Source organism: Halobellus sp. LT62 (genome assembly GCF_037031285.1).
Classification (GTDB): Archaea; Halobacteriota; Halobacteria; order Halobacteriales; family Haloferacaceae; genus Haloquadratum; species Haloquadratum salinisoli.
On record NZ_JAYEZO010000002.1, the window covers coordinates 608,309 to 627,977 of the forward strand.

General features: G+C 65.9%; 20 protein-coding genes. 8 read left to right on the forward strand and 12 right to left on the reverse strand.

Annotation, left to right across the window (positions count from 1 at the left end; translation table 11 throughout):
• Positions 1 to 28: 28 nt before the first annotated feature.
• Together U5919_RS12405 and U5919_RS12410 are read right to left on the reverse strand one after the other, a co-directional pair.
• Entirely contained in the window at positions 29 to 970 is a 942-nt protein-coding gene (locus tag U5919_RS12405) for a methyl-accepting chemotaxis protein (protein WP_336024718.1), read from the reverse strand.
• Between the two features lie 119 nt (positions 971 to 1,089).
• Positions 1,090 to 1,488 carry a DUF5778 family protein gene (locus U5919_RS12410; protein ID WP_336024719.1) on the reverse strand — a complete coding sequence of 133 codons (399 nt, stop codon included), beginning with the start codon at positions 1,486 to 1,488 and terminating at the stop codon, positions 1,090 to 1,092.
• A 79-nt stretch (positions 1,489 to 1,567) separates the two neighbouring features.
• Between U5919_RS12410 and U5919_RS12415 the strand changes: the two genes are divergently transcribed.
• Positions 1,568 to 2,476 carry an MBL fold metallo-hydrolase gene (locus U5919_RS12415; protein ID WP_336024720.1) on the forward strand — a complete coding sequence of 303 codons (909 nt, stop codon included), beginning with the start codon at positions 1,568 to 1,570 and terminating at the stop codon, positions 2,474 to 2,476.
• 47 nt (positions 2,477 to 2,523) lie between these two features.
• Here the strand turns inward: U5919_RS12415 and U5919_RS12420 are convergent, their stop codons facing one another.
• Positions 2,524 to 4,461 carry an aldehyde ferredoxin oxidoreductase family protein gene (locus U5919_RS12420; RefSeq protein WP_336024721.1) on the reverse strand — a complete coding sequence of 646 codons (1,938 nt, stop codon included), beginning with the start codon at positions 4,459 to 4,461 and terminating at the stop codon, positions 2,524 to 2,526.
• 177 nt (positions 4,462 to 4,638) lie between these two features.
• Between U5919_RS12420 and U5919_RS12425 the strand changes: the two genes are divergently transcribed.
• Positions 4,639 to 5,736, forward strand: coding sequence for an archaeosine biosynthesis radical SAM protein RaSEA (locus tag U5919_RS12425; protein ID WP_336024722.1), 1,098 nt, complete (start codon positions 4,639 to 4,641; stop codon positions 5,734 to 5,736).
• A 26-nt stretch (positions 5,737 to 5,762) separates the two neighbouring features.
• On the opposite strand, the gene U5919_RS12430 is transcribed toward U5919_RS12425, so the two are convergent.
• From U5919_RS12430 to U5919_RS12445, 4 genes are all read right to left on the reverse strand, one after another.
• On the reverse strand, positions 5,763 to 6,275 hold the full coding sequence (locus U5919_RS12430) for a TspO/MBR family protein (RefSeq protein WP_336024724.1): 513 nt from the start codon (positions 6,273 to 6,275) through the stop codon (positions 5,763 to 5,765).
• A gap of 79 nt (positions 6,276 to 6,354) precedes the next feature.
• Positions 6,355 to 7,032 carry a phosphoribosylformylglycinamidine synthase I gene (gene purQ / locus U5919_RS12435; RefSeq protein WP_336024725.1) on the reverse strand — a complete coding sequence of 226 codons (678 nt, stop codon included), beginning with the start codon at positions 7,030 to 7,032 and terminating at the stop codon, positions 6,355 to 6,357.
• Positions 7,033 to 7,087: 55 nt separating this feature from the next.
• Positions 7,088 to 7,339 carry a phosphoribosylformylglycinamidine synthase subunit PurS gene (purS, locus tag U5919_RS12440; protein ID WP_336024726.1) on the reverse strand — a complete coding sequence of 84 codons (252 nt, stop codon included), beginning with the start codon at positions 7,337 to 7,339 and terminating at the stop codon, positions 7,088 to 7,090.
• Positions 7,340 to 7,426: 87 nt separating this feature from the next.
• Positions 7,427 to 8,500 (reverse strand): phosphoribosylaminoimidazolesuccinocarboxamide synthase, encoded by a 1,074-nt coding sequence (locus U5919_RS12445; RefSeq protein ID WP_336024728.1) that lies wholly within the window; start codon positions 8,498 to 8,500, stop codon positions 7,427 to 7,429.
• A 182-nt stretch (positions 8,501 to 8,682) separates the two neighbouring features.
• On the opposite strand from U5919_RS12445, the gene cofH reads away from it, so the two are divergent.
• Both cofH and U5919_RS12455 read left to right on the forward strand, forming a co-directional pair.
• Positions 8,683 to 10,080 carry a 7,8-didemethyl-8-hydroxy-5-deazariboflavin synthase subunit CofH gene (gene cofH, locus U5919_RS12450; protein ID WP_336024729.1) on the forward strand — a complete coding sequence of 466 codons (1,398 nt, stop codon included), beginning with the start codon at positions 8,683 to 8,685 and terminating at the stop codon, positions 10,078 to 10,080.
• A 79-nt stretch (positions 10,081 to 10,159) separates the two neighbouring features.
• Entirely contained in the window at positions 10,160 to 10,708 is a 549-nt protein-coding gene (locus U5919_RS12455) for a metal-dependent hydrolase (RefSeq protein WP_336024730.1), read from the forward strand.
• A 28-nt stretch (positions 10,709 to 10,736) separates the two neighbouring features.
• Here U5919_RS12455 and cofG read toward each other — a convergent pair whose 3' ends face one another.
• From cofG to U5919_RS12480, 5 genes are all read right to left on the reverse strand, one after another.
• The gene (gene cofG / locus U5919_RS12460; protein WP_336024731.1) at positions 10,737 to 11,912 is read right to left on the reverse strand and encodes a 7,8-didemethyl-8-hydroxy-5-deazariboflavin synthase subunit CofG; all 1,176 of its coding nucleotides are present in this window, start codon (positions 11,910 to 11,912) and stop codon (positions 10,737 to 10,739) included.
• Between the two features lie 266 nt (positions 11,913 to 12,178).
• Positions 12,179 to 12,862 carry a 2-phospho-L-lactate guanylyltransferase gene (gene cofC, locus U5919_RS12465; RefSeq protein WP_336024732.1) on the reverse strand — a complete coding sequence of 228 codons (684 nt, stop codon included), beginning with the start codon at positions 12,860 to 12,862 and terminating at the stop codon, positions 12,179 to 12,181.
• Between the two features lie 21 nt (positions 12,863 to 12,883).
• On the reverse strand, positions 12,884 to 13,669 hold the full coding sequence (locus U5919_RS12470; protein WP_336024733.1) for a hypothetical protein: 786 nt from the start codon (positions 13,667 to 13,669) through the stop codon (positions 12,884 to 12,886).
• Positions 13,638 to 14,819: a tubulin/FtsZ family protein gene (locus U5919_RS12475; RefSeq protein WP_336024734.1), complete on the reverse strand. Its 1,182-nt coding sequence runs from the start codon at positions 14,817 to 14,819 to the stop codon at positions 13,638 to 13,640. Before U5919_RS12475 ends, U5919_RS12470 begins: the two co-directional genes overlap by 32 nt.
• Before the next feature lie 232 nt (positions 14,820 to 15,051).
• A complete protein-coding gene (locus U5919_RS12480; protein ID WP_336024735.1) occupies positions 15,052 to 15,978 on the reverse strand; it encodes a complex I NDUFA9 subunit family protein in 927 nt (308 codons plus the stop codon).
• 144 nt (positions 15,979 to 16,122) lie between these two features.
• On the opposite strand from U5919_RS12480, the gene U5919_RS12485 reads away from it, so the two are divergent.
• From U5919_RS12485 to tmk, 4 genes are all read left to right on the forward strand, one after another.
• Positions 16,123 to 17,199, forward strand: a complete 1,077-nt coding sequence (locus U5919_RS12485) for a metal ABC transporter substrate-binding protein (protein WP_336024736.1) — start codon at positions 16,123 to 16,125, stop codon at positions 17,197 to 17,199.
• A gap of 74 nt (positions 17,200 to 17,273) precedes the next feature.
• Positions 17,274 to 18,014 (forward strand): metal ABC transporter ATP-binding protein, encoded by a 741-nt coding sequence (locus U5919_RS12490; RefSeq protein WP_336024737.1) that lies wholly within the window; start codon positions 17,274 to 17,276, stop codon positions 18,012 to 18,014.
• 7 nt (positions 18,015 to 18,021) lie between these two features.
• On the forward strand, positions 18,022 to 19,005 hold the full coding sequence (locus U5919_RS12495; RefSeq protein ID WP_336024738.1) for a metal ABC transporter permease: 984 nt from the start codon (positions 18,022 to 18,024) through the stop codon (positions 19,003 to 19,005).
• Between the two features lie 59 nt (positions 19,006 to 19,064).
• Positions 19,065 to 19,664: a dTMP kinase gene (gene tmk / locus U5919_RS12500; RefSeq protein WP_336024739.1), complete on the forward strand. Its 600-nt coding sequence runs from the start codon at positions 19,065 to 19,067 to the stop codon at positions 19,662 to 19,664.
• Positions 19,665 to 19,669 lie beyond the last annotated feature (5 nt).

A 19,669-nucleotide genomic window follows, 5' to 3' on the forward strand; every position in this document is an offset into this window, starting at 1 on the left:
GGAAGGATAAGCGTCTCGAACGAGGCGCTTACTCGCTGAGGAACGCCTGAAAGCCGTCGTTAACCTCCGAGACCATCGCGGCCTGCTCCTCGACGGCGGCGCTGATCGCGTCGGTGTCGTCGCTGATACTCTCGGCGTTCGCGGCGGTCTGATCGATCATCGAGGCGATCTCCTCGGTGCTCGCGGCCTGCTCGTCGGTGGCGTAGGCGACCTCCTCGACGCCGGCGTTCAGTTCCTCGATGGAGTCGTCGATGTCTTCGAGCCGCGATAGTGTCGATTCGACCTCCTCGATACCGTCTTCGACGGCGACCTCGTTGTCCGCCAGTCCGTCGACCGCTTGCTCGGTGTTGGCCTGTACGCGATCGACCAGTTCCTCGATTTCGTTGGCGTGCCGCTGGGACTTCTCCGCCAGCGCTTTGATCTCCTCGGCGACGACGGCGAACCCCGCTCCCGCTTCACCCGCTCGCGCGGCCTCGATGGAGGCGTTCAGCGCGAGCAGGTTGGTCTGATCGGCGATGTTGTTGATCACCGCGACCATCTCGTCGATCTCCTCGACGCTGTCGTCGATGCGGCGGACGCGGCCGTCGACCTCGTCGGAGGCGGCGTCGATGCGCTGCATCGCATCGCGGGTGTCGCGGGCGGACGACCGGCCCTCGGAGGCGAGTCGGTTCACCTGCTCGCTCTCGCTCGCGACCTCCTCGGCGGAGGAGGCGATCTCCTCGACCGCGGCGCTCATGTCCGCCACCTCGCTCTGTACCTCGTCCATCCCCTCGGCCTGTTCCTGGGAGAGCGTCGCGATACCCTCGGTTCGCGTGGCGATGTCGTCCGCGGCGCTGTGGAGTTCGACGAGGGCGTGCGCCGCCTCCTCGATGTCGTCGTCACCCTGCGACTGCGCGACGTCGACCGTGTCCTGCGTGTCTCTGACGTCCTGCGTATCCCTGACCGTCTCTTGTGGTTTCTCTGTTGACATTCACACGCACAGTCGGTCGTACGTCGCTTAAAGCTCGGCCCGAAAGTATTAGGGCTGATATTGCCAAGCCGGTGTTTTCTACCGATAGGCGGTTCGAAACTCGCGTTCGATACTCAGCGTCACGGGACGGGCGTCACGCGATCGACGTGATCGAGCGATTCGAGATCGTCGGCGAGCGCCGCCTGCTCGGGGCCGGCCTCGTAGTAGAACACGAGATCGAAGGTCCCCTCCCGAAGCAGTTGCTGGCACTCCCAGACGAACGACTCGTCGTCCAGCGTGAGCCCCTGAAACTGGTTCGAGGCGAACTCGTCGGTGTCGTTGCCGGCGTAGATGTACGTCTCGCCCTTCTCGGCGTGCTCGGCGAGGAGGTCGTTGATTTCGACAGTGAGTTCCTGCATTTCCAAGTCCTCGTCGCTGCCCAGATCGGTGTGCACGATCGCCCCGACGAGTTCGATCTCGCCGGGTTCCAAGAGCGCGAGGGTGCGCTGATAGAGGTCGTCGTCGATCGTCTCGCTCATACCCGATCGTCGGCGGCGCGGAATATACGGGTGGCGATTCCGACGGAACGCTTTTTCCGTCGCACCCCGGCCATCGAGTATGGCTATCGGCGACCGCTTTCGGGTTGACGGAACGGACGACGTCCACTACGTCGACGTCGGGCTTCACGGGGTCCCGCGGCACGGCGCGGTGTACGTCGCCGACGGCGACGAACCGGCGATCGTCGAGACGGGGACCGGACAGAACCGCGAATACGTCTTCGACGCGCTCAACGAACTCGACATCGATCGGGAGACCATCGAGCACATCCTCATCACGCACGTCCACCTCGATCACGCCGGGGGCGCGGGATACTTCGCAGCCGAGTGTCCGAACGCGACGGTGTACACCCACGAGATCGGCGCGCCGCACCTCGTCGACCCCGAACGCCTTATCGCGGGGACGAAAGACGCCGTCGGCGATCAGTGGGACTTTTACGCCGATCCGAAGCCGATCCCCGCCGAACGCGTCGAGTCGCTCGTCGACGGCGACAAGGTCGATCTCGGCGATCGGACGCTCTCGGTGATCCACGCGCCCGGACACGCCCCGCACCAAGCGATGTTCTTCGACCCCGACGACAGCCTGCTGTTCCCCGGCGACGCCGCCGGCGTCTACGTCCCCGAGCGCGGCGTGATCAACGAGACGTCGCCGCCGCCGCAGTTCGATCTCGAAGGCTGTCTCGACGACATCCGAACGGTCGAGGAGATCGCGCCCGAGACGCTCTGCTTCACGCACTTCGGCGACGTTCCGTACGATCCCGACCTGTTGGAGGCGTACAAGCGGACGCTGGTCGAGTGGGTCGAGGCCGTCCGCCGGAAGTGCGCGGAGCTCGGCGACGACGAGGCCGTCGTCGAGCACTTCGAGAACCACTCCGAACTGGTCGAGGTGTGGGGCGAGCGGAAGGCGCGCGCCGAGGCGAGCCTGAACACGCGGGGCGTGCTCACGTCGCTCGACAGGCAGTCCGAGTAGCCGCCAAAAAAACGGGTTCGCGTGGTTCGACGCTGTCGCGACCGCGCTCAGTCGTCGGCCGGTGCCGGGCTGTCGCCGCGGGAGACGCCCGTTCCGGGGCCGATGTCGATTTCGAGCTCTTCGAGGCGCTCGTCGGGGACGACTCCGTCGACCCATCCCCGCCGCTCGTAGTACTCGGCTTTCATCTCTTCGAGTTCGCAGAGCTCCCCGTCGGCGGCACCCTGTCCGGGGATGGCTTCCTCGCCCTCGACGAACCGCCCCGGCAGCGAGTCGTCGTCGCCGTCGAAGCCGACGAGGTTGTTGTAGTAGCGTTCGAGCGTGTAGATGCGGTCGCCCGCCGCCATCAGCTCGTCCTCGGTGACGTCGCGGCCGGTCATCCCGTTGTACTGGGCGACGTACTCGTCGATTCCCTCCGCGAAGGCGTTGAACTTGCAGATGTCGAAGGAATCAGAGATGGCGTGAAGGTCCTGAAAGAGCGCGCACAGCTCGCCTTTGCCCTCCCACTCGCTTGGATCGACCTTCTCCGGAATGCCGAGGATCTCCGCCGACGGCGTGTACCCGCGGAGGTGACACGCGCCGCGGTTCGAGGTCGCGTACCCGATGCCCATCCCCTTCATCGCACGGGGGTCGTAGGCGGCGATCGTCTGCCCCTTGACCGCCAGCGAGTTGTCGTGGGCGTCGCGCTCCTCTGCGACGCGGCGGGCACCCTTCGCGAGGAGCTCGCCGAGGTCGGAGTCGTGGTGTGCGATCTCCTCGAGCAGGTCGAGCATGTGCTCTGTGTCGCCCCACTCGACGCCGTCGCCGAGGTCGTCGAGCTTGCCCTGCTCGGTCATCTCCATCGCCATCGCGATCATGTTCCCGGCCTCGATGGTGTCGATTCCGAGGTCGTTGCACATATTGATCATCACGGCGATACTGTCGCGGTCGTCGTTCATCGAGTTCGGGCCGAGCGCGTACGCGGACTCGTACTCGTAAGACTCGCCACGGACGTTCAGCTCCTCGCCCTTCCGCTCGTAGGTGACTTCGACTTCCTTCTTGCAGGCGACCGGGCAGGAGTGACACGTCGGCTCGTCGACGAGGATGTTCTCGCGGACGTTCTCGCCGGAGACCTTCTCCGCGTCGATGTTTGGATCGCTCGGATCATCCTCCGCCTCAGAGTGCGCCGAAGTGTATTTCCCGTTTCGGGTCGGTAGCCCGTCCATCTCCTCGGTCAGGTTCATTAGGACGTTCGTGCCGTACAGCGACAGCCCGCCCTCGTTGGGTCCGGTGACGTCGGATTCGCGGATGAGCTGCATCGCCTGCTGGTAGCCCTCGGTAAACGTCTCCGGTTTCTCGGGCTTCGGCATCTTCGTGCCGGACTTGATGACGACGGCTTTCAGGTTCTTCGAGCCCATCACGCAGCCGGTTCCGCCGCGGCCCGAGGCGCGGTCGTCCTCGTTCATAATACACGCGTACTTCGTGCCGTTCTCGCCGCCCGGGCCGATGGCCATCGCCGAGAGGTTCTTTCCGAACTGACCGCCGTGACTCTCCTCGATGGCGTCCATCGCGTCGTGAACGCCGAGGCCCCACAGCTCGGAAGCGTCGCGGATCTCGACCTCACCGTCTTCGACGAAGGCGTAGACCGGCTCGTCGGCCTGTCCCTCGAACAGCAGGCCGTCGAAGCCCGACCACTTGAGCCGCGCTCCGGACCACCCGCCTTGGTGGGAGTCGGTCACGGTGCCGGTCAGCGGCGATTTCGTACAGACGGCGATCCGCCCGCTCATCGGCGCTTGCGTGCCCGTGAGCGGTCCGTTCATAAACGCGAGCAGGTTCTCCGGCCCCTCCGGATCGACGTCGGGCCCCTGATCGAACACGTATTTCACGCCGAGGCCGCGCCCGCCGATGTACTTTCGCGCGTCCTCCTCGTCGATTCCCTCGTAGCCGACGTCCCCGCTCGTGAGGTCGATGCGGGCGACGCGGTCGTTGAACCCTCCCAAATTGCTCATAGTTAATGTCCATCAATTAGTACGGCCCGAAATCTGTTAGTCGTTATCGCTCCCGGGTAACTGGAACCAGTTACCCTTCTCGGCCGGTATCGGCCCCTCACTGCCGGTCGCCCCGACGGCTCTCGAGGGCGCGCACAGACGACGGAGATTTACCGACCCGTCGAGTAGCGGTACCCAATGAGTCAGTCGAGTCCGGAGGTCTACGAGCGGGGGAAGGGGATGGACGCCCACAATCAGGTGATGCGGGAGATCAGAGGGGAGAAAGAGAAACACTACGATCCGCACGAGCCGACGCGGGTCTGGCTCGACGAGGACAACACGCCCGACGGCGTCGTCCAGTCGCTGACGATCATCCTCAACACCGGCGGCTGCCGGTGGGCCCGCGCCGGCGGCTGCACGATGTGCGGCTACGTCGCCGAGAGCGTCGAGGGCGGTAGCGTCGCCCACGACGCGCTGATGGACCAGATCGACGTCTGTCTGGAGCACGAAGAAGCGAACGCCGACGAGCCCGCAGACCTCATCAAAATCTACACGTCGGGGTCGTTCCTCGACGAGCGCGAGGTCGGTGCGGAGACTCGCCGCGCCATCGCCGAGACGTTCGCCGACCGCGAGCGCATCGTCGTCGAGTCGCTGCCGGACTTCGTCGACCGCGAGAAGATCGCGGAGTTCACCGACGTCGGCCTTTCCACCGATGTCGCGATCGGCCTCGAAACCGCGACCGACCGCGTCCGTCACGACTGCGTGAACAAGTACTTCGACTTCTCGGACTTCGAGGCCGCCTGCGCGGAGGCCCGCGACGCCGACATCGACGCCGACGGCGTCTCCGCGGGCGTGAAGGCGTACCTCCTGATGAAGCCGCCGTTCCTCTCGGAATCGGAGGCGATCGAGGATATGATCTCCTCAGTTCGGAAATGCGCTGCCGTCGACGGCTGTCACACCGTCTCGATGAACCCGACGAACGTCCAGCGGTACACGATGGTCGACGAACTGTTCTTCCGCGGCGGCTACCGCCCGCCGTGGCTCTGGTCGGTCGCCGCAGTGCTCGAAGAAACGGCCGACGTCGACGCCATCGTCGTATCCGACCCCGTCGGACACGGCTCCGACCGCGGCCCGCACAACTGCGGCGAGTGCGACGAGCGGGTGCAAAAGGCGATCAAGGACTTCGATCTGCGACAGGACCCCTCGGTGTTCTCGCAGGTCTCCTGCGACTGCGAGGACACGTGGGAGTACGTCGTCGAGGCCGAGACGAGTTACGGGATGCCGCTTACGCGGTAACGCTTCATATCTTCGGTCGGAACCAGTCAGTTCAGCACCCAGAACTGGTAGTTGAGGTAAGCCGCAAAGGTAACCCAAAGGAGATAGGGCACGAGCAACAGCGCCGCGCGCCGGTCCACGCGGGCGAACGCCCACATCGTGGCCACGATGAGCGCCCAGAGGACGGCGATGACCGCGAGACCGAGGCCGATCTCCCGCATCCCGAAGAACGCGGCCGACCAGCCCAGATTGAACGCGAAGTGGACGGCGAAGACGACGGCGGCGAGGCGGACTGCTTCGGGTACATCTGTCGCCCGCTTCCAGACGAGCCACAGCCCCGTTCCCATCAGCGCGAACAGCGCGGTCCACACCGGGCCGAAGACCCAGTTCGGGGGCGCGAGCGCGGGCCGGACGAGCGAGCCGTACCACGTGCCGAGCCCTTGGACGGTGAAAACCGAGCCCGACGCGCCCACGAGTTCGACGACTACGATCGAGAGGACGAGCGCGAGGAGCGGTCGTTCATCGGGTAACCGATCGAGTCTGGTCCGGAGGGACACCATAGACGTACTTCCGCCGCAGGCGACATAATGGGTGCGGCGACAGGTCGGTTCTCGCGCGCCCGACAACAACGTCGAACGTTCAGACGAACGCCGAAAGAACGCCTTGACCGTCGACGCTCCGGCCGAGATCCGGAAGCGTCGCGCGCTCGGGGTGCGGCATCATCACGGCGACGTTCTCGCGCTCGCCGAGGATGCCCGCGACGTTGCCGCGGGAGCCGTTGGGGTTCGCCTCGTCGGTGACGTTGCCCGCCGCGTCGCAGTAGCGGAAGACGATCCGATCGTCGGCCACCAACTCCTCGTAGCGCTCCGCTGCGATCTCGAAGCGGCCCTCGCCGTGGGCGATCGGGATCTCGATCACGTCTCCGACCTCGTAGGCGGCGGTCCACGGCGTGTCGCTATTCTCGACGCGGAGGTGGACGGATTCGCACTGGAAGCGCGCGCTGGCGTTCGTCGTGAACGCGCCGGGCGTCAGTTTCGACTCGCAGCCGACCTGCGCGCCGTTGCAGACGCCGAGTACCGGAATCCCATCCTCGGCCGCGTCGCGGACCTCGTTCATAATCGGCGAGTGCGCGGCCATCGCGCCCGCCCGGAGATAGTCGCCGTAGGAGAAGCCGCCGGGGAGAACGATGCCGTCGACGTCGGCGGGCAGGCCGTCCTCGTGCCAGACGCGCTCGGCGTCGACGCCGATGTGCGCCAGCGCGCGGACCGCGTCGCGGTCGCAGTTCGAGCCGCCGAAGGTAATGACAGCGACCGTCACAGGCATCGACCTCCGTGTCGGGCGAGGACGGTCGCTGTCGGTGATGCGACCGTCATCAGGCTTCGTCCACCTCGACGTCGTAGTCGTGGATCGTCGGGTTCGCGAGCAGGCGTTCGGCCATCTCGTCGACGCGCGCTTCGGCCGCATCGGCCGAAGCGGCGTCGAGGTCGATCTCGAACTGGTCGGTCGAGCGGAGGGCCGAGAGCTCGAAGCCGAGGCGTTCGAGCGCGCGCTTTGTCGTCTCGGCTTCGGGGTCCAACACGCCCCGCTTGAGGCGAACCGTCACTGTCGCGGTGTACGTCGTCATCGAGTCGTAGTGCGCGGTCGTGTGTAAAAGACGTTTTGGAGTGAAGCCGGATATACAAGAACGTGGTAGTTGGGTGCCCCTAAGCCGTTACAGGTCCCGAACGGCGTCGACCGCGTCGGCGACGTCCGGCGCGTCGAACCACTCCCGTCCCGTGTAGGCGTTCGTCCCCGCGGCGTAGAGGTCCGAGACGGCGTCGAGCACCTCGGCCGGAAGCGACGACGGTTCGCGTTCACAGAGCGTTCGCCAGTCGGCGACGCCCGCTTCGCGGGCGCGGGATTTCGCCTCCGAGACTGCCGCGACCCACTCGGGGTCGGTTCGCTTGTAGTACTGGCGGACGACCTCCTTCGAGAGCTCTTGGCCCTCGTATGAAAACCGGTTCTCGTCGAACGTGCCGGCGACGTCGGCGACCTCGATCTCGCCGTCGTGGTAGAGACACTCGATCTTGCCGTCCTCGTGGACGAATCCCCGCTCCTCGGCGCGTTCGTTGAGGACGTCGTTCACCGCGAGCGCGACCGATTCGAGCGCGTCGAGGTCGGCGACGCCCGCCATCCGCTCGGCCTCCTCCCGAATGAGGTAGCGGTCCTGCTCCTCGTACTTCGTGGAGAACTCGACGACCGGCTCGGGCAGGTCGACGACCTCGTCGGGCCACCCGTCACCGTCGAGGTCGGCATCGTCGGCGTCAAGTTCGACGCCGTACTCCGCGGGCGACCCCCGCGAGCGGAGGCTCGATCCGATCGGGACCGTGTTCCGAAACACGATTTCGAGGGGAATCAGGTAGTTCTCGCCCGCGGCGTCGTGGTAGGCGTCGTAGTCGTACTCGCCGTCGCCGAGATAGGGGAGGTCGGGGACCTGCGTGAGCTCGATGGCCATCTCCGTCGGCGGCTCGTCGCACTCCTCGAGCGCGACGGGGATGTCGTCGGAATCCGACTCGCCTTCGGCGGTCCGATACACGCCCGCGTAGTGCGTCGGGACGTCGCGCTCGGCCAGCAACTCGAAGTTGTACGCGCCCATCGTGCACAGTGAGGCCCCCTTCTTCGGGACGTGGTCGGGCATCTCCCCCCAGTCGAAGACGGAGTACTGGTCGGTGAAGACGAACCGGCCGCGTCCGAGCTCGGTCGCGGTCGGCTCCGATTCGACGCGGAACTCCTTGACGCTCGTCATACGCCGAACTGACTCGGGAGCGCACAAGAACCCTTCCACTCTTATGCGTACCTGACTTCTATATCGACAGAACCTATCCACGTTTGCGCACACTTTGTGTGCCATCTCGGCGGTTCCCCCGCGCGGTCGACGAACGCCTCCGGCAAGCCCAGCTTTTTGGTTTCCGGTCCCCGGTACTCGGTATGCGCGAGCCAGCGGGACCGACGGACGGCCACTCCGACTTCGAGTTCGATGTCGTCCCCGAAACGGACCAGTCGTTCGAGAACGCGTTGGCGAATGCACGCGCGGGCGACCGTCTCACGGTCGACGACGGAATCGAACTGATCACCACCGGCACGGAGCGGGACGGCATCGATCCCGTCCGAAAGGAACGGGTTCTCGAAGCCGCCGACAGGCGGCGCGCGGAGATCGTCGGCGACGACGTGACGTTCGTCGCGAACCTGAACAACAACGTCACGACCGCGTGCAACACGGGCTGTCTGTTCTGCAACTTCAAGGACACTGCCCACCAGTTCGAGGCCGACTCCGAGGGCGAACACGCTGGCTTCACGAAGACGCCCGCGGAGTCGCGAGCGATCGTCGAGGAAGCCCTCGAAATGGGCATCTACGAGGTGACGTCGGTGTCCGGACTGCACCCGGCGTTCGCGCTGGACGACGAGCACCACGAGATTCTCGCGTCGTTCGACGACCCGGCCAGCGCGGTCGATTACAAGCCGCCGGCGGTCTACGAGACCGACCCCGGAACCTACGTCGACCAGATGCGCGCGATGTCCGTCGGCGGCGTCCACCTCCACTCGATGACTCCCGAGGAGGCCCAGCACGCCCGCCGCGGGACGGAGTGGTCCTACGAGGACGTATACCGAGAACTCCGTTCGGCGGGGCTCGACTCCGCGCCGGGCACCGCCGCAGAGATCCTCATCGAGGAGGTCCGAGAGGTCATCTGCCCCGGGAAGATCTCGACCGACGAGTGGGTCGCGGCGCTGGAGGGCGCAGTCGCCGCCGGACTCGACGTCACGTCGACGATGATGTACGGTCACGTCGAGAACGAGGCCCACCGCGTGGAGCACTTGAAAGTCATTCGTGACCTGCAGGATCGAACCGGGGGCATCACCGAGTTCGTCCCGCTGTCGTTCGTCCACGAGCACACGCCGCTGTACGAACGGGGCGTCGTCGACGGCGGCGCGACCGACGCCGAGGACGAACTGCTCGTCGCCGTCGCGCGGCTCTTCCTTGACAACGTCGAAAACGTCCAGTCCTCGTGGGTGAAGTACGGCAACGCGAAGGGACTGAAACTGCTCAACTGCGGCGCGAACGACTTTATGGGGACCATCCTCTCCGAAGAGATCACGACCCGCGCGGGCGGCTCCCACGGGGAGTTCCGCTCCGTCGCCGACTACGTCGAGATGATCTCGGCGATCGGTCGACGGCCGGTCGAGCGCTCGACGGACTACCGGACGCGCCGCCCGGTCGACGTCGACGCGCCGGTCCACGGCCCGCGGCTCGGGCCGCGAGCGGACGGCACGCCGATGTTCGGCGAGGCGACCGACGAGGGGACCGATGCGGCGCACGCGGACGACTGATCGTTCTCGTCTCTCACAGGCTCGGTTCCGACGGCCGGAGCCCGCAGTCTCAAGTCCGCCGCGTTCCTCCCTGCTATCGATGATGGTCACCACGCACGTCGCCTCGGGACTCTTGCTCGCGGTTCCGGTGGCGATGGCCGCCCCGACGTTGGCCCTCCCCGCCGCGGTCGGTGCTGTCGTCGGCGGTATTCTCCCAGATATCGATCTCTTCGTCGGCGTCCACCGCAAGACGCTGCACTTTCCGGTGTACTACTCCCTCCTCGGGCTCCTCGCCGGGGGTGTCGCACTCGTCGCCCCCGGTCCCGCGACTGTCGCCGTCGCGCTCGCCTTGCTCGCGGCGGGAGTTCACTCGATCTCCGATTGGTTCGGCGCGGGCGAAGAGCTCAGGCCGTGGGAGCGGACGTCCGACCGGGCGGTCTACCTGCACCCGCGGCGACGCTGGTTGCGCCCGCGGTACGTCGTTCGCTACGACGGCGCGCCCGAGGACCTCCTTCTCACGGTCGCTCTCGCGGTACCCGCGGCTGCGACCTTCGAAGGCTGGCTGCGAGCGCTCGTCGTCGCCGGCGTCGTCCTCGCAGCGGCCTACACGCTACTCAGGAAACGCGTGCCAGACTTGCTCGGAATCTGAGCGCCGTCTCCACTCCTTCGCGACGGACTCAGTCGTCGGCATCGACCGCTTGCGACGCGTCGACGTCGATCGGACCGTCTCGCTGCGCGACGCCGCGGTACCGCCGTCCGTGGACGTCGGCGGCGTTGAGCGCCCGCTCGATCGGCGACCCGAGCCACGTTCCGTCGGCCGGTCGCCCGTCGAAATCGTCGCGTCGAAGGGATTCCGGAAGGTATCGGTCGTACACCGGCAGGCGCTCGTACAGCGGCACGCCGGCGTCGTCGGCCAGCGCTGTCAACCCTCTGAGCGCCGGCCACGCGTACTCGGGGTTGATGTAATCGTCCGTGACCGGCGAGACGCCGCCGAGGTCGTCGACGCCGCAGTCGAGCAACTCCCGCGTCGGCGAGAGGTTCGGCGGCACCTGCACGGACACCTCATCGGGGAGCGCGGCGCGCGCCATCGCGACGACCCGCCGCATCGTCTCGACGGACGGCCGATCGAAGTCCGAGCGCTCGTTGGGGACGACGTTCTGGACGATCACCTCTTGGATATGATCATAGCGGTCGTGGAGTGCGCCGATCGCGAGCAGGCTCTCGGCGCGGTCGCGCCACGTCTCGCCGATGCCGACGAGGATGCCGGTGGTGAACGGCACGCCGACCCGTCCGGCCGCGCGGATCGTGTTGAGCCGCTGGCCGGGAGTCTTCTGTCTCTTCCCCGAGTGCGCTCGCACGTCCGCGGTCGTCTCCAGCATCACGCCCATACTCGCGTTGACCGGCGCGAGCCGCTCGAAGTCGGCTTCGGTCAGGTCTCCGGGGTTCGAGTGCGGGAGCAGGCCCTCCGCCAACGCGATCTCACAGCACTCGCGGAGATACGCGAGGACGTCGTCGTACCCCCACTCGGCCAACCGCTCGTGGATCTCCGCGTAGCGCTCGTCGGGCTTGTCGCCGAACGTGAAGAGCGCTTCAGTGCAGCCGGCGTCGGCACCCACGCGAAGCTGTTCGCGGACCTCGTCGGGGGAGAGGAGCGTCGCCTCGCCGGGCACGTCGTAGTAGGTGCAGTACGTGCAGGTGTACCGACAGGCGGTCGTCAGCGGGACGAACGCGTTCCGCGAGAAGGTGAGTTCCCCTGCGGCCGAGACGTCGTCAGGTGTCACGGACAGCAGTTGCTCGACGTCGGCTTCGTCGATCTCGACGTCGACGCCATCAGTGTCGCCCGCGGGGACCATCGTGAGTTGACTTCGAAACCGACGCACAAAAACCGTCGTGCTTCGGGTAACTCCGCCGAGAGTTTATATCCGAACGCGCGGCCACTCGCGCTGTGACATAGCAACGACCCCGCGTCGGGCTGCGGTTGCCTGGCACGTCGACGCGGGATGGGGTGACGACAGCGACGGCGTTGGAGTGGCCGCCGCGAGTCGCGAGCGGGTGCCAGCTGTTCGCCCCTACCGAATATCGGCTAGCCTGCTGTCCAAATCTCCCGATGTCCGAACAATCAGGCCCGCTCGACACCGATGCGTCCGTCGCCAGCGTCCGCTATCTCGAAGCCGGCATCGACGAGCCACGCTCGGGCCCGCCCGTCGCCGTGCAGCAACACTTCCGCGAGATCGGACGGTTCGTCGACGTCCGTCGCCAACCGCATCGAGTCGAGGACGCCCACAGAGAGGCCTCGCTGTTCCGCGATCCGCCGGTGGTCGCGGTAGGACGCGCCGTGGTAGTCGACCGAGAAGTCGGGGTCGCGGACGACGACCGCGTTGGTCCCGCCGCCGCGACCGGGCGCGATTACGACGTCGCCGCCGACGCCGAACAGCCGTCGAAGCGCCGTCGGCGTCGCGAGCGCGAGGTCCGCCATTACGACCGCCTGTTCCGCGGCGTCGGTGTCGTCGAGAGCGGCGTTCACCGCGGCACTCAACGGCCGCTCGTCGACCACTTGTGTCAGGGGACCGAGTACGTCTTCAGCGTCTTCGACGGCCGCAGGTAGTGACTGGCCGCTGTCGACGTCGCGACCGACGTCTAACGGCTCCGTGACGAGCGGTTCAGGGTCGTGGCCGAGGGTTCGAAGGGCCTCGACGACGTCACAGAGCATCGCCAGCGCGAACTCCCGCCGCTCGCCCGCGGTGAGTGCCGAGGAGAGGCGGCTCTTCGGATCGAGAGTCGCGTACGGAACGAGGACGCGCATCGAAACAGAGCGGATCCGCGGTCAGCCGAGCTTGTCGTAGCCCGACTGCTGGGAGCGCCAGTAGAGGAATCCCCCGGCCAACAGGCCGATCACGACGAGCCCGCCGACGCCGTACATCGCGAGCTGTATTCGCCGGTTCGACTGCTGAGTCTGTTCGGCTCGCTCTCGCGCCTGTTCGGCGAGGTCAGCAGCGAGGGTGAACTCCTCACCGTCGTAGGCTTCGATCGCGTTCTGGAGCCGGCGTTCGGCTTCCTCGTCGTCGACCTCCTCGACGGCCGTCACAGCCTCATCGATCTCGTTTCGAGCCTCGCGGCTCTCCTCGGTGTAGTGCGTCGCCGACCACGTTTCGATCTCGTTCGTCGAGCCGCCCTCACGCGTCTGTTCGAGCGCCATCACGGTGAACGACTGGGCTGGATCGTACGTGTAGTCGCCGACCTCCGGGACCGTCCCCGTGAGTCGGACCTCGACCCGGCTCGTGCCGTCCTCAGCGTTCACCTGCGCGCCGGAGAACGACTGCCCGTCGAAGGACTGCTGATCGACCTTCGCCCCGGTCTGGTCGTAGTACTCGACGGTCCACGTCACGTCGGTCAGTTCGGTGCTCCCCGCGAGCGTCCACGATTCGAGCGAGGGGTTCTGATACAGCTCGGTCAGCGTGGCTGTTGCGGTGACCTCCGTGCCGACCTCCTCGTCGCTAGGGACCGTCGTGTCGCCGACCGACACGGCGGCGACGGGGACCGTTGCGACGGAGAGGACGAAGAGACAGGCCAGCGCGAGTCTAGAAAAGCGACTCCAGCTCGTCTTCGTCATCGTTGATGAGATTCTCCAGATTGTCATCGCTCTCCTCTCGGATATCGTCGATGTTATCCTGCGCTTCGATGGCGACCTGCTGTAGCTCCTTGATCCGGGGGACGTTCGTCACGCCAGAGAGGAGAATGACGGACGCGACCTTTCCGGAGTTTCGGATCGGGTAGTCGCCGCCGCGGACTTCCATACTTCCGGTCTGCTCTTCGATCCACTTGCGACCGCGTTCGATCCCCTTCCGATTGAGGTGCTGGGAAGGGCCAGCCATAACAAGCAGCGCCCGCTCGGTCCCTTCGATCTCACAGGGGAGTGTGAGCCGTCCGAGCGCGGCTTTCCGAACCAGCGAAGTGATTCGGTTGGTGGTGTGGGCAGTGTCGAGATCGTCTTCCTCGTTGCTCCCGGTGATTCGCGAGAGCAACCCGCCGCCGGAGGATTCGTTTTCGACGGTTTCCGAGGCGTAGCCGACAGTCGAGACGCCGCCGCCGGCGAGCGTGTTGATGATCTCCGAGGAGTCGACGACGCTCTCTGCGACTTCGCCGTCTTGGCCGATCTCGCCGGCCCCGAAGAGGACGCCGAAGCGGGTGACGATCTCCTCGTTGATCTCGTCGTAGCCGCCCTGCACCGATTCGCCGGTCTTCCGCCAAGCGTCGTTGTCGAAGACGAGGAGGTTGTCGACCTCGCGGACGAACGTCTGGAACGACCGCGCCGCGTTCAACGTGTAGATTCCGCCCTCGTCACTACCGGGCAGGACCCCCAGCCCGTACACCGGCTCCGTGTAGATGCGCTGGAGGTGTTTCGCGAGTACGGGCGAGCCGCCGCTGCCGGTGCCGCCGCCGAGACCGGCGACGACGAGGAACGCGTCGATCTCGTGGACCGGGATGCTGTCGATCGCACCCTGGACTTCGTCGATGTCTTCCTCGGCGACTTCCGCGCCGAGTTCGTTGTCAGCGCCGACGCCGTGACCCTTGACACGCGATTGACCGATGAGGACCCGCTGGTCCTTCGGGATGTGTTCCAGTCCCATCAGGTCGGCTTTCGCGGTGTTGACGGCGACCGCCGCGCGGACGATCCCCGAGTCGTGGCGCTTGTCGTATTCGACGAATTTGTCGACGATCTTTCCCCCGGCCTGCCCGAAACCGATCATTGCAAGCTTCATTTATCGGGTCCCCTCGCCATTGCGTGTAACCCAGTGCAAACGCGGACATAAACCTTGTGATGGTGTGAAATTCGCGGTAGGATCGAAATATGCGAGGAACCGAAAGACTGCGACGGGATGTTAATCGGTCGTTACAACTCCCTCGGCGTGGCGTAGGCACCTATTTCTCAGGATTTATATTCGGACGCGTCCGGATGGGCCGGATCCACACTTAAAACGACCGGGAGAAATGTCACTCGGCCGTCGCCCTCGCGCTCTCGGTCATCTCGCTCCGACGACCATTCAGATACGCCTTCAACGTGGTGAGTTCGCCCACGCCAACGCCGAAAGCATCGAGCTCGTTGTCCTCGGTGACGTTGTCGAACTTGAGCGAGCGGTACTGGTCTTTGCCCATCGGGAACCCGGGGATGAGGTCGCCGATGCTGAGCCCGATCTTCGCCAGCCCCATCGGGACCGAGACGACGGTCGTCGACCGCCCGTCCGACTCGTGGATCATCCGCGCGATCTCGGCGAGGGTGAGCTTGTCCGGTCCGCCGATCTCGTAGATCTGCCCGACGTGTTTCTCGTCCTCGATCGCGTCGGCGAGCATCGGGACGATGTCCCCCACCCAAAGCGGCTGGAAGCGGGTCTTGCCGCCGCCGGGCAAGGCGCTGACGTACGGCGGCGCGAGCAGTTTCGTGAACGAGATGAACTCGCCGCCGTCACCGAAAATGACCGACGGGCGGAAGATCGTGTAGTCGAGGACGGACTCGGTGACGATCTCCTCGGCTTCGCCCTTCGAGCGGATGTACGCGGTCGATCCGTCGGGGTCGGCCCCGAGCGCACTCATCTGGACGAGATGGCCGACCTCGTGTTTCTCGGCGGCGCGGACGACGTGCTCGGTCCCCTGTCGATGCACTTTGTCGTGCATCTCGTCGCCGCCGCTCGGTTTGAAGAGCGGCGAGAGCGCGACGAGGTTGTAGACCGCGTCCATCCCCTCGAACGCTCCTCGGATAGAGTCGTAATCGGCGACGTTACCCATCACCTTGTTCACGCCTTTGGGGAGGTCCTCGCTGCTCGGACTGCGGGAGAGCGCTGTCACCTCGTGGCCCCGGTTTTTCAATTCACGACAGAGGGCGCTTCCGATGAATCCGCTTCCGCCGACGACCAATACTTTCATACCCGTGATATCTCCCCGTTTTGCCGTAAAACTAACTGCCGATTCCGGACGCTTCGCTGTGCAGTCGTTCGTGGGGACCGTTATTATTCATAGTACACTTCCAATAGCAAAGTTATTATATTTTCTATCTATATTATTAAACAGATGGAGACAACAAGACGTCGACTGCTCGTGACGGTTGCGGGCGCGGCCACCTTGGGAATCACCGCTGGCTGTGTCGGCGGTTCGACCGATACCCAATCGACGGCGGACGAAACGAGCGTCCAGTCGTCGTTCTTCGTGTTCGGCGACGTGGCCCGGACGGTCGCAGGCGACGCCGCGAATTCGGAACTGCTCGTGCCGATCGGACAGCACGGGCACGGGTGGGAACCGGGGCCGCGGGTTCGAGAGGACGTCTACGAGGCCTCACTTCTCGTGCACGGGATGGCGGGGTTCCAGCCTTGGGTCGACGACATCCGCCGCGATCTCGACGCCGACGGGTCGTCGGTGACGACAGTCGACGCCAGTTCGGGGCTCGACCTGCTCGCTGCGGTCGACGAACACGATCACGCTGAGGATAATCACGCTGAAGACGATCACACAGAGGGTGATCACGAGGACGAGGCCCACACCGACGACGCCCACCACGAGGAACCCCACGAGGACGACAGTCACCTCGACGACCACGACCACGAAAACAGCGGGACAGCGGATCCGCACTTCTGGATGGATCCGCTCCGCCTCGCCGAGTCCGTGGGAACCGTTCGCGACGCGTTGATCGAGGTGGACGCCGACGACGCCGACGCGTACGAGTCGAACGCCGAGGCGTTCCGCTCGGCGTTGCACGATCTCCACGACTGCGTCGAAGCCATCGTTTCGGAGGCTGCAGGCGACGTGCTCTTGATCGCCGGACACAACTCGCTGCGGTACTTCGGCGACCGGTACGACGTCGAGATCGAAGCGCTCACGCAGGTATCACCGGACGATCAGGTGACGGTGCGCGACGTCGAGCGTGCCCAAGAGAGAATCGAACGGAACGACCTCCGGTACATCTGCGCCGATCCCCTCGAATCGCAGCGGGCGGCCGAACAACTCGTCGAGGAGACCGACGCCGAGGCAGTCCTGCCACTCACGTCGATGCCCGGACTGACTGACGAATGGGACGAGGAGGGGTGGGGCTACCTCGAAGTGATGGAAAGCGTGAACCTCCCGACGATCGAACGGGTGCTGACTGACCAATGAACGCCACGGGGTTGACCGACCAATGAACGCCACGGGGTTGACCGACCAATGAACGCCACGGAGTTGACCGACCGATGAACGCCATCGAAGTACGGGACGTCACGTTCGCCTACGCCGACGAGCCCGTTCTGCGAGACGTCTCGTTCGACGTCGAAGAGGGCGCGTTCCTCGGGCTAGTCGGTCCGAACGGGTCGGGCAAGACGACACTTCTCGAACTGCTGATCGGGCTTCGCCAGCCGGACGGCGGCTCGATTTCGCTGTTCGGCGAGCCCGCGGTCGACTTCGACGACGGGGAGCGGATCGGCTACGTCCCCCAAGACGTCGCGAACGCGAACGGGGAGATGCCGATCACGGTCGCCGAAGTCGTTCGGATGGGCCGCTATCCGCGTCGACTCATCGGACGCTTCTCCGACGATGACCGCCGCGCCGTCGCGGACGCGATGGATCGCGTCGGCATCACTGACCTCGCGGACCGCCGCGTCGGCCGTCTCTCCGGCGGGCAGCGCCAACGGGTGTTCATCGCCCGCGCGCTGGCCGGCGAAGCCGACCTGTTGGCGCTCGACGAACCGACGACCGGCGTCGACGCCGAGTCCCGCGAGTCGTTCTACGACCTCCTACACGAACTGAACGACGAGGGCCTCACCGTCGTCCTCATTGAGCACGACATCGGCGTCGTCACGACGCACGCCAGCGAAGTCGCCTGCCTCAATCGGGAACTGTACTTCCACGGCAGCCCCGAGGCGTTCGTCGGGACCGACGCGCTGGCGGAGGCGTACGGCGGCGGCCAACATATTATCCGCCACGACCACCGATGAGAGACAGATGGAGTCCCGAATGACCGCGACACAGACGCCCGCTGCCGTCGCGCTCGCCCGCTCCGGCGTTGCCGTCGACGTCGCCATCGACGTCACGACCGACGTCGTTCTCGACGGCGTGTGGGGAACGATACTCGATCTCTTGGCCGCGCTGACCGGGTTCGAGATCATCGGGCTCCCGTTTATGCAGCGCGCGTACCTAGCGGCGATCTGCATCGCGATCATCGGGCCGCTCGTCGGGAGCTTTCTGGTCCACCGCGAGATGGCGATGATCGGGGACACGCTCGCGCACTCGGCGTTCGCGGGGGTCGCGGCCGGGCTGTTCGTGAACGCCGCGCTCTCGCTTACCGTCTCCCCGCTTTTGACCGCGCTCGTCGTGGCGGCCGTCGCCGCGCTGGCGGTGCAGGCGCTCGTCGACTACGCCGGCGCGTATCGCGACACGTCGCTCGCGATCGTTCTCACCGGGTCGTTCGCGGTCGGAAGCGTGCTCGTGACCGCCACCGACGGAGGTATCGCCGTCGGAATCAGCGCGTACCTCTTCGGGTCGCTCGCCACGGTCACGCGGGCCAACGCCGCCGTCCTGCTAGCGATGACCGTTGTCGTCGTCACCGTGGTCGCCGTCGCGTACCGTCCGCTCGTCTACGTCACCTTCGACGAGGTGGGCGCGCGCGCCGTCGGCCTCGACGTCACGCGCTACTCTCAGCTGCTTGCGGTCCTGACGGCGGTCGTCGTCGTCGCCGCGATGCAGATTATGGGCGTCATCCTCGTCGCCGCGATGCTCGTGATCCCGGTCGCCGCCGCGACTCCCATCCGGGGGTTCCCGCGCTCGATCGCCGCTGCCGTCGCTGCCGGATTCGTCGCGACGATCCTCGGCGTCACGCTGTCGTACTGGTACGACGTCGCCGCGGGCGGGACGATCGTGCTCGTCGCGATCGGCGTGTACGCCCTCTCGCGAGCGGCGGTGTTGGCGAACCGCCGTCGGGTTGTCTGACCACTCGCCCGACAACCGACTCCGAGGAGTTTTAACGCTGCTGGCCGCCACCTCGACGTATGCTGCTCACGTTGGAGGGACTGGACGGCAGCGGAAAGAGCACCGCGTGGGAGGCGCTCAGAGCCGAGTACCCCGACGCGGTGTTCACCCGCGAGCCGACCGACTCGTGGTACGGTGACGCGGTCGCGCGCTCGATGGGCGACGACGACGCCGATCCCCTCGCGGAACTCTTCTTGTTCACGGCCGACCACGCCGACCACCTCTCGCGGGTCGTCCGACCGGCGCTGTCGGAGGGCACCCTCGTCGTCACCGACCGCTACACCGACTCCCGCTACGCCTATCAGGCGGCGTCGCTCTCGGAGTCGTATCTCGCCGGAGGCCGGGATCCGCTGACGTACATTCAGGAGATCCACGAGGCCTTCACGCACCCGCCGGACGCGACGATCTATCTCGACGTCGACCCCGAGACGGCGGCCGAACGGGCGGGCGCGACCAACAAGTTCGAGCGCGCGGCGTACCTCGAACAGGTCCGAGAGAACTACGAACGACTCATCGACGCCGATCCCGACCGGTTCGTCCGCGTCGACGCGGGACAACCGCTCGAAGACGTCCTCGCCGAGGTGAAATCCGCAGTCGAGGACATTCTGGAGCGCCGCTAGTTCTC

Excerpts from the sequence above, each read along its gene's own strand:
- U5919_RS12455 (WP_336024730.1), top strand. The coding sequence starts at position 10,160 with ATGATGGTCACCACGCACGTCGCCTCGGGACTCTTGCTCGCGGTTCCG.
- U5919_RS12480 (WP_336024735.1), bottom strand. The coding sequence starts at position 15,978 with ATGAAAGTATTGGTCGTCGGCGGAAGCGGATTCATCGGAAGCGCCCTC.
- cofC (WP_336024732.1), bottom strand. The coding sequence starts at position 12,862 with ATGCGCGTCCTCGTTCCGTACGCGACTCTCGATCCGAAGAGCCGCCTC.
- U5919_RS12405 (WP_336024718.1), bottom strand. The coding sequence starts at position 970 with ATGTCAACAGAGAAACCACAAGAGACGGTCAGGGATACGCAGGACGTC.
- U5919_RS12475 (WP_336024734.1), bottom strand. The coding sequence starts at position 14,819 with ATGAAGCTTGCAATGATCGGTTTCGGGCAGGCCGGGGGAAAGATCGTC.
- tmk (WP_336024739.1), top strand. The coding sequence starts at position 19,065 with ATGCTGCTCACGTTGGAGGGACTGGACGGCAGCGGAAAGAGCACCGCG.
- U5919_RS12490 (WP_336024737.1), top strand. The coding sequence starts at position 17,274 with ATGAACGCCATCGAAGTACGGGACGTCACGTTCGCCTACGCCGACGAG.
- cofG (WP_336024731.1), bottom strand. The coding sequence starts at position 11,912 with ATGGTCCCCGCGGGCGACACTGATGGCGTCGACGTCGAGATCGACGAA.
- U5919_RS12415 (WP_336024720.1), top strand. The coding sequence starts at position 1,568 with ATGGCTATCGGCGACCGCTTTCGGGTTGACGGAACGGACGACGTCCAC.
- cofH (WP_336024729.1), top strand. The coding sequence starts at position 8,683 with ATGCGCGAGCCAGCGGGACCGACGGACGGCCACTCCGACTTCGAGTTC.
- U5919_RS12430 (WP_336024724.1), bottom strand. The coding sequence starts at position 6,275 with ATGGTGTCCCTCCGGACCAGACTCGATCGGTTACCCGATGAACGACCG.
- U5919_RS12410 (WP_336024719.1), bottom strand. The coding sequence starts at position 1,488 with ATGAGCGAGACGATCGACGACGACCTCTATCAGCGCACCCTCGCGCTC.
- U5919_RS12485 (WP_336024736.1), top strand. The coding sequence starts at position 16,123 with ATGGAGACAACAAGACGTCGACTGCTCGTGACGGTTGCGGGCGCGGCC.
- U5919_RS12445 (WP_336024728.1), bottom strand. The coding sequence starts at position 8,500 with ATGACGAGCGTCAAGGAGTTCCGCGTCGAATCGGAGCCGACCGCGACC.
- U5919_RS12470 (WP_336024733.1), bottom strand. The coding sequence starts at position 13,669 with ATGACGAAGACGAGCTGGAGTCGCTTTTCTAGACTCGCGCTGGCCTGT.
- U5919_RS12420 (WP_336024721.1), bottom strand. The coding sequence starts at position 4,461 with ATGAGCAATTTGGGAGGGTTCAACGACCGCGTCGCCCGCATCGACCTC.
- U5919_RS12495 (WP_336024738.1), top strand. The coding sequence starts at position 18,022 with ATGGAGTCCCGAATGACCGCGACACAGACGCCCGCTGCCGTCGCGCTC.
- U5919_RS12425 (WP_336024722.1), top strand. The coding sequence starts at position 4,639 with ATGAGTCAGTCGAGTCCGGAGGTCTACGAGCGGGGGAAGGGGATGGAC.
- purS (WP_336024726.1), bottom strand. The coding sequence starts at position 7,339 with ATGACGACGTACACCGCGACAGTGACGGTTCGCCTCAAGCGGGGCGTG.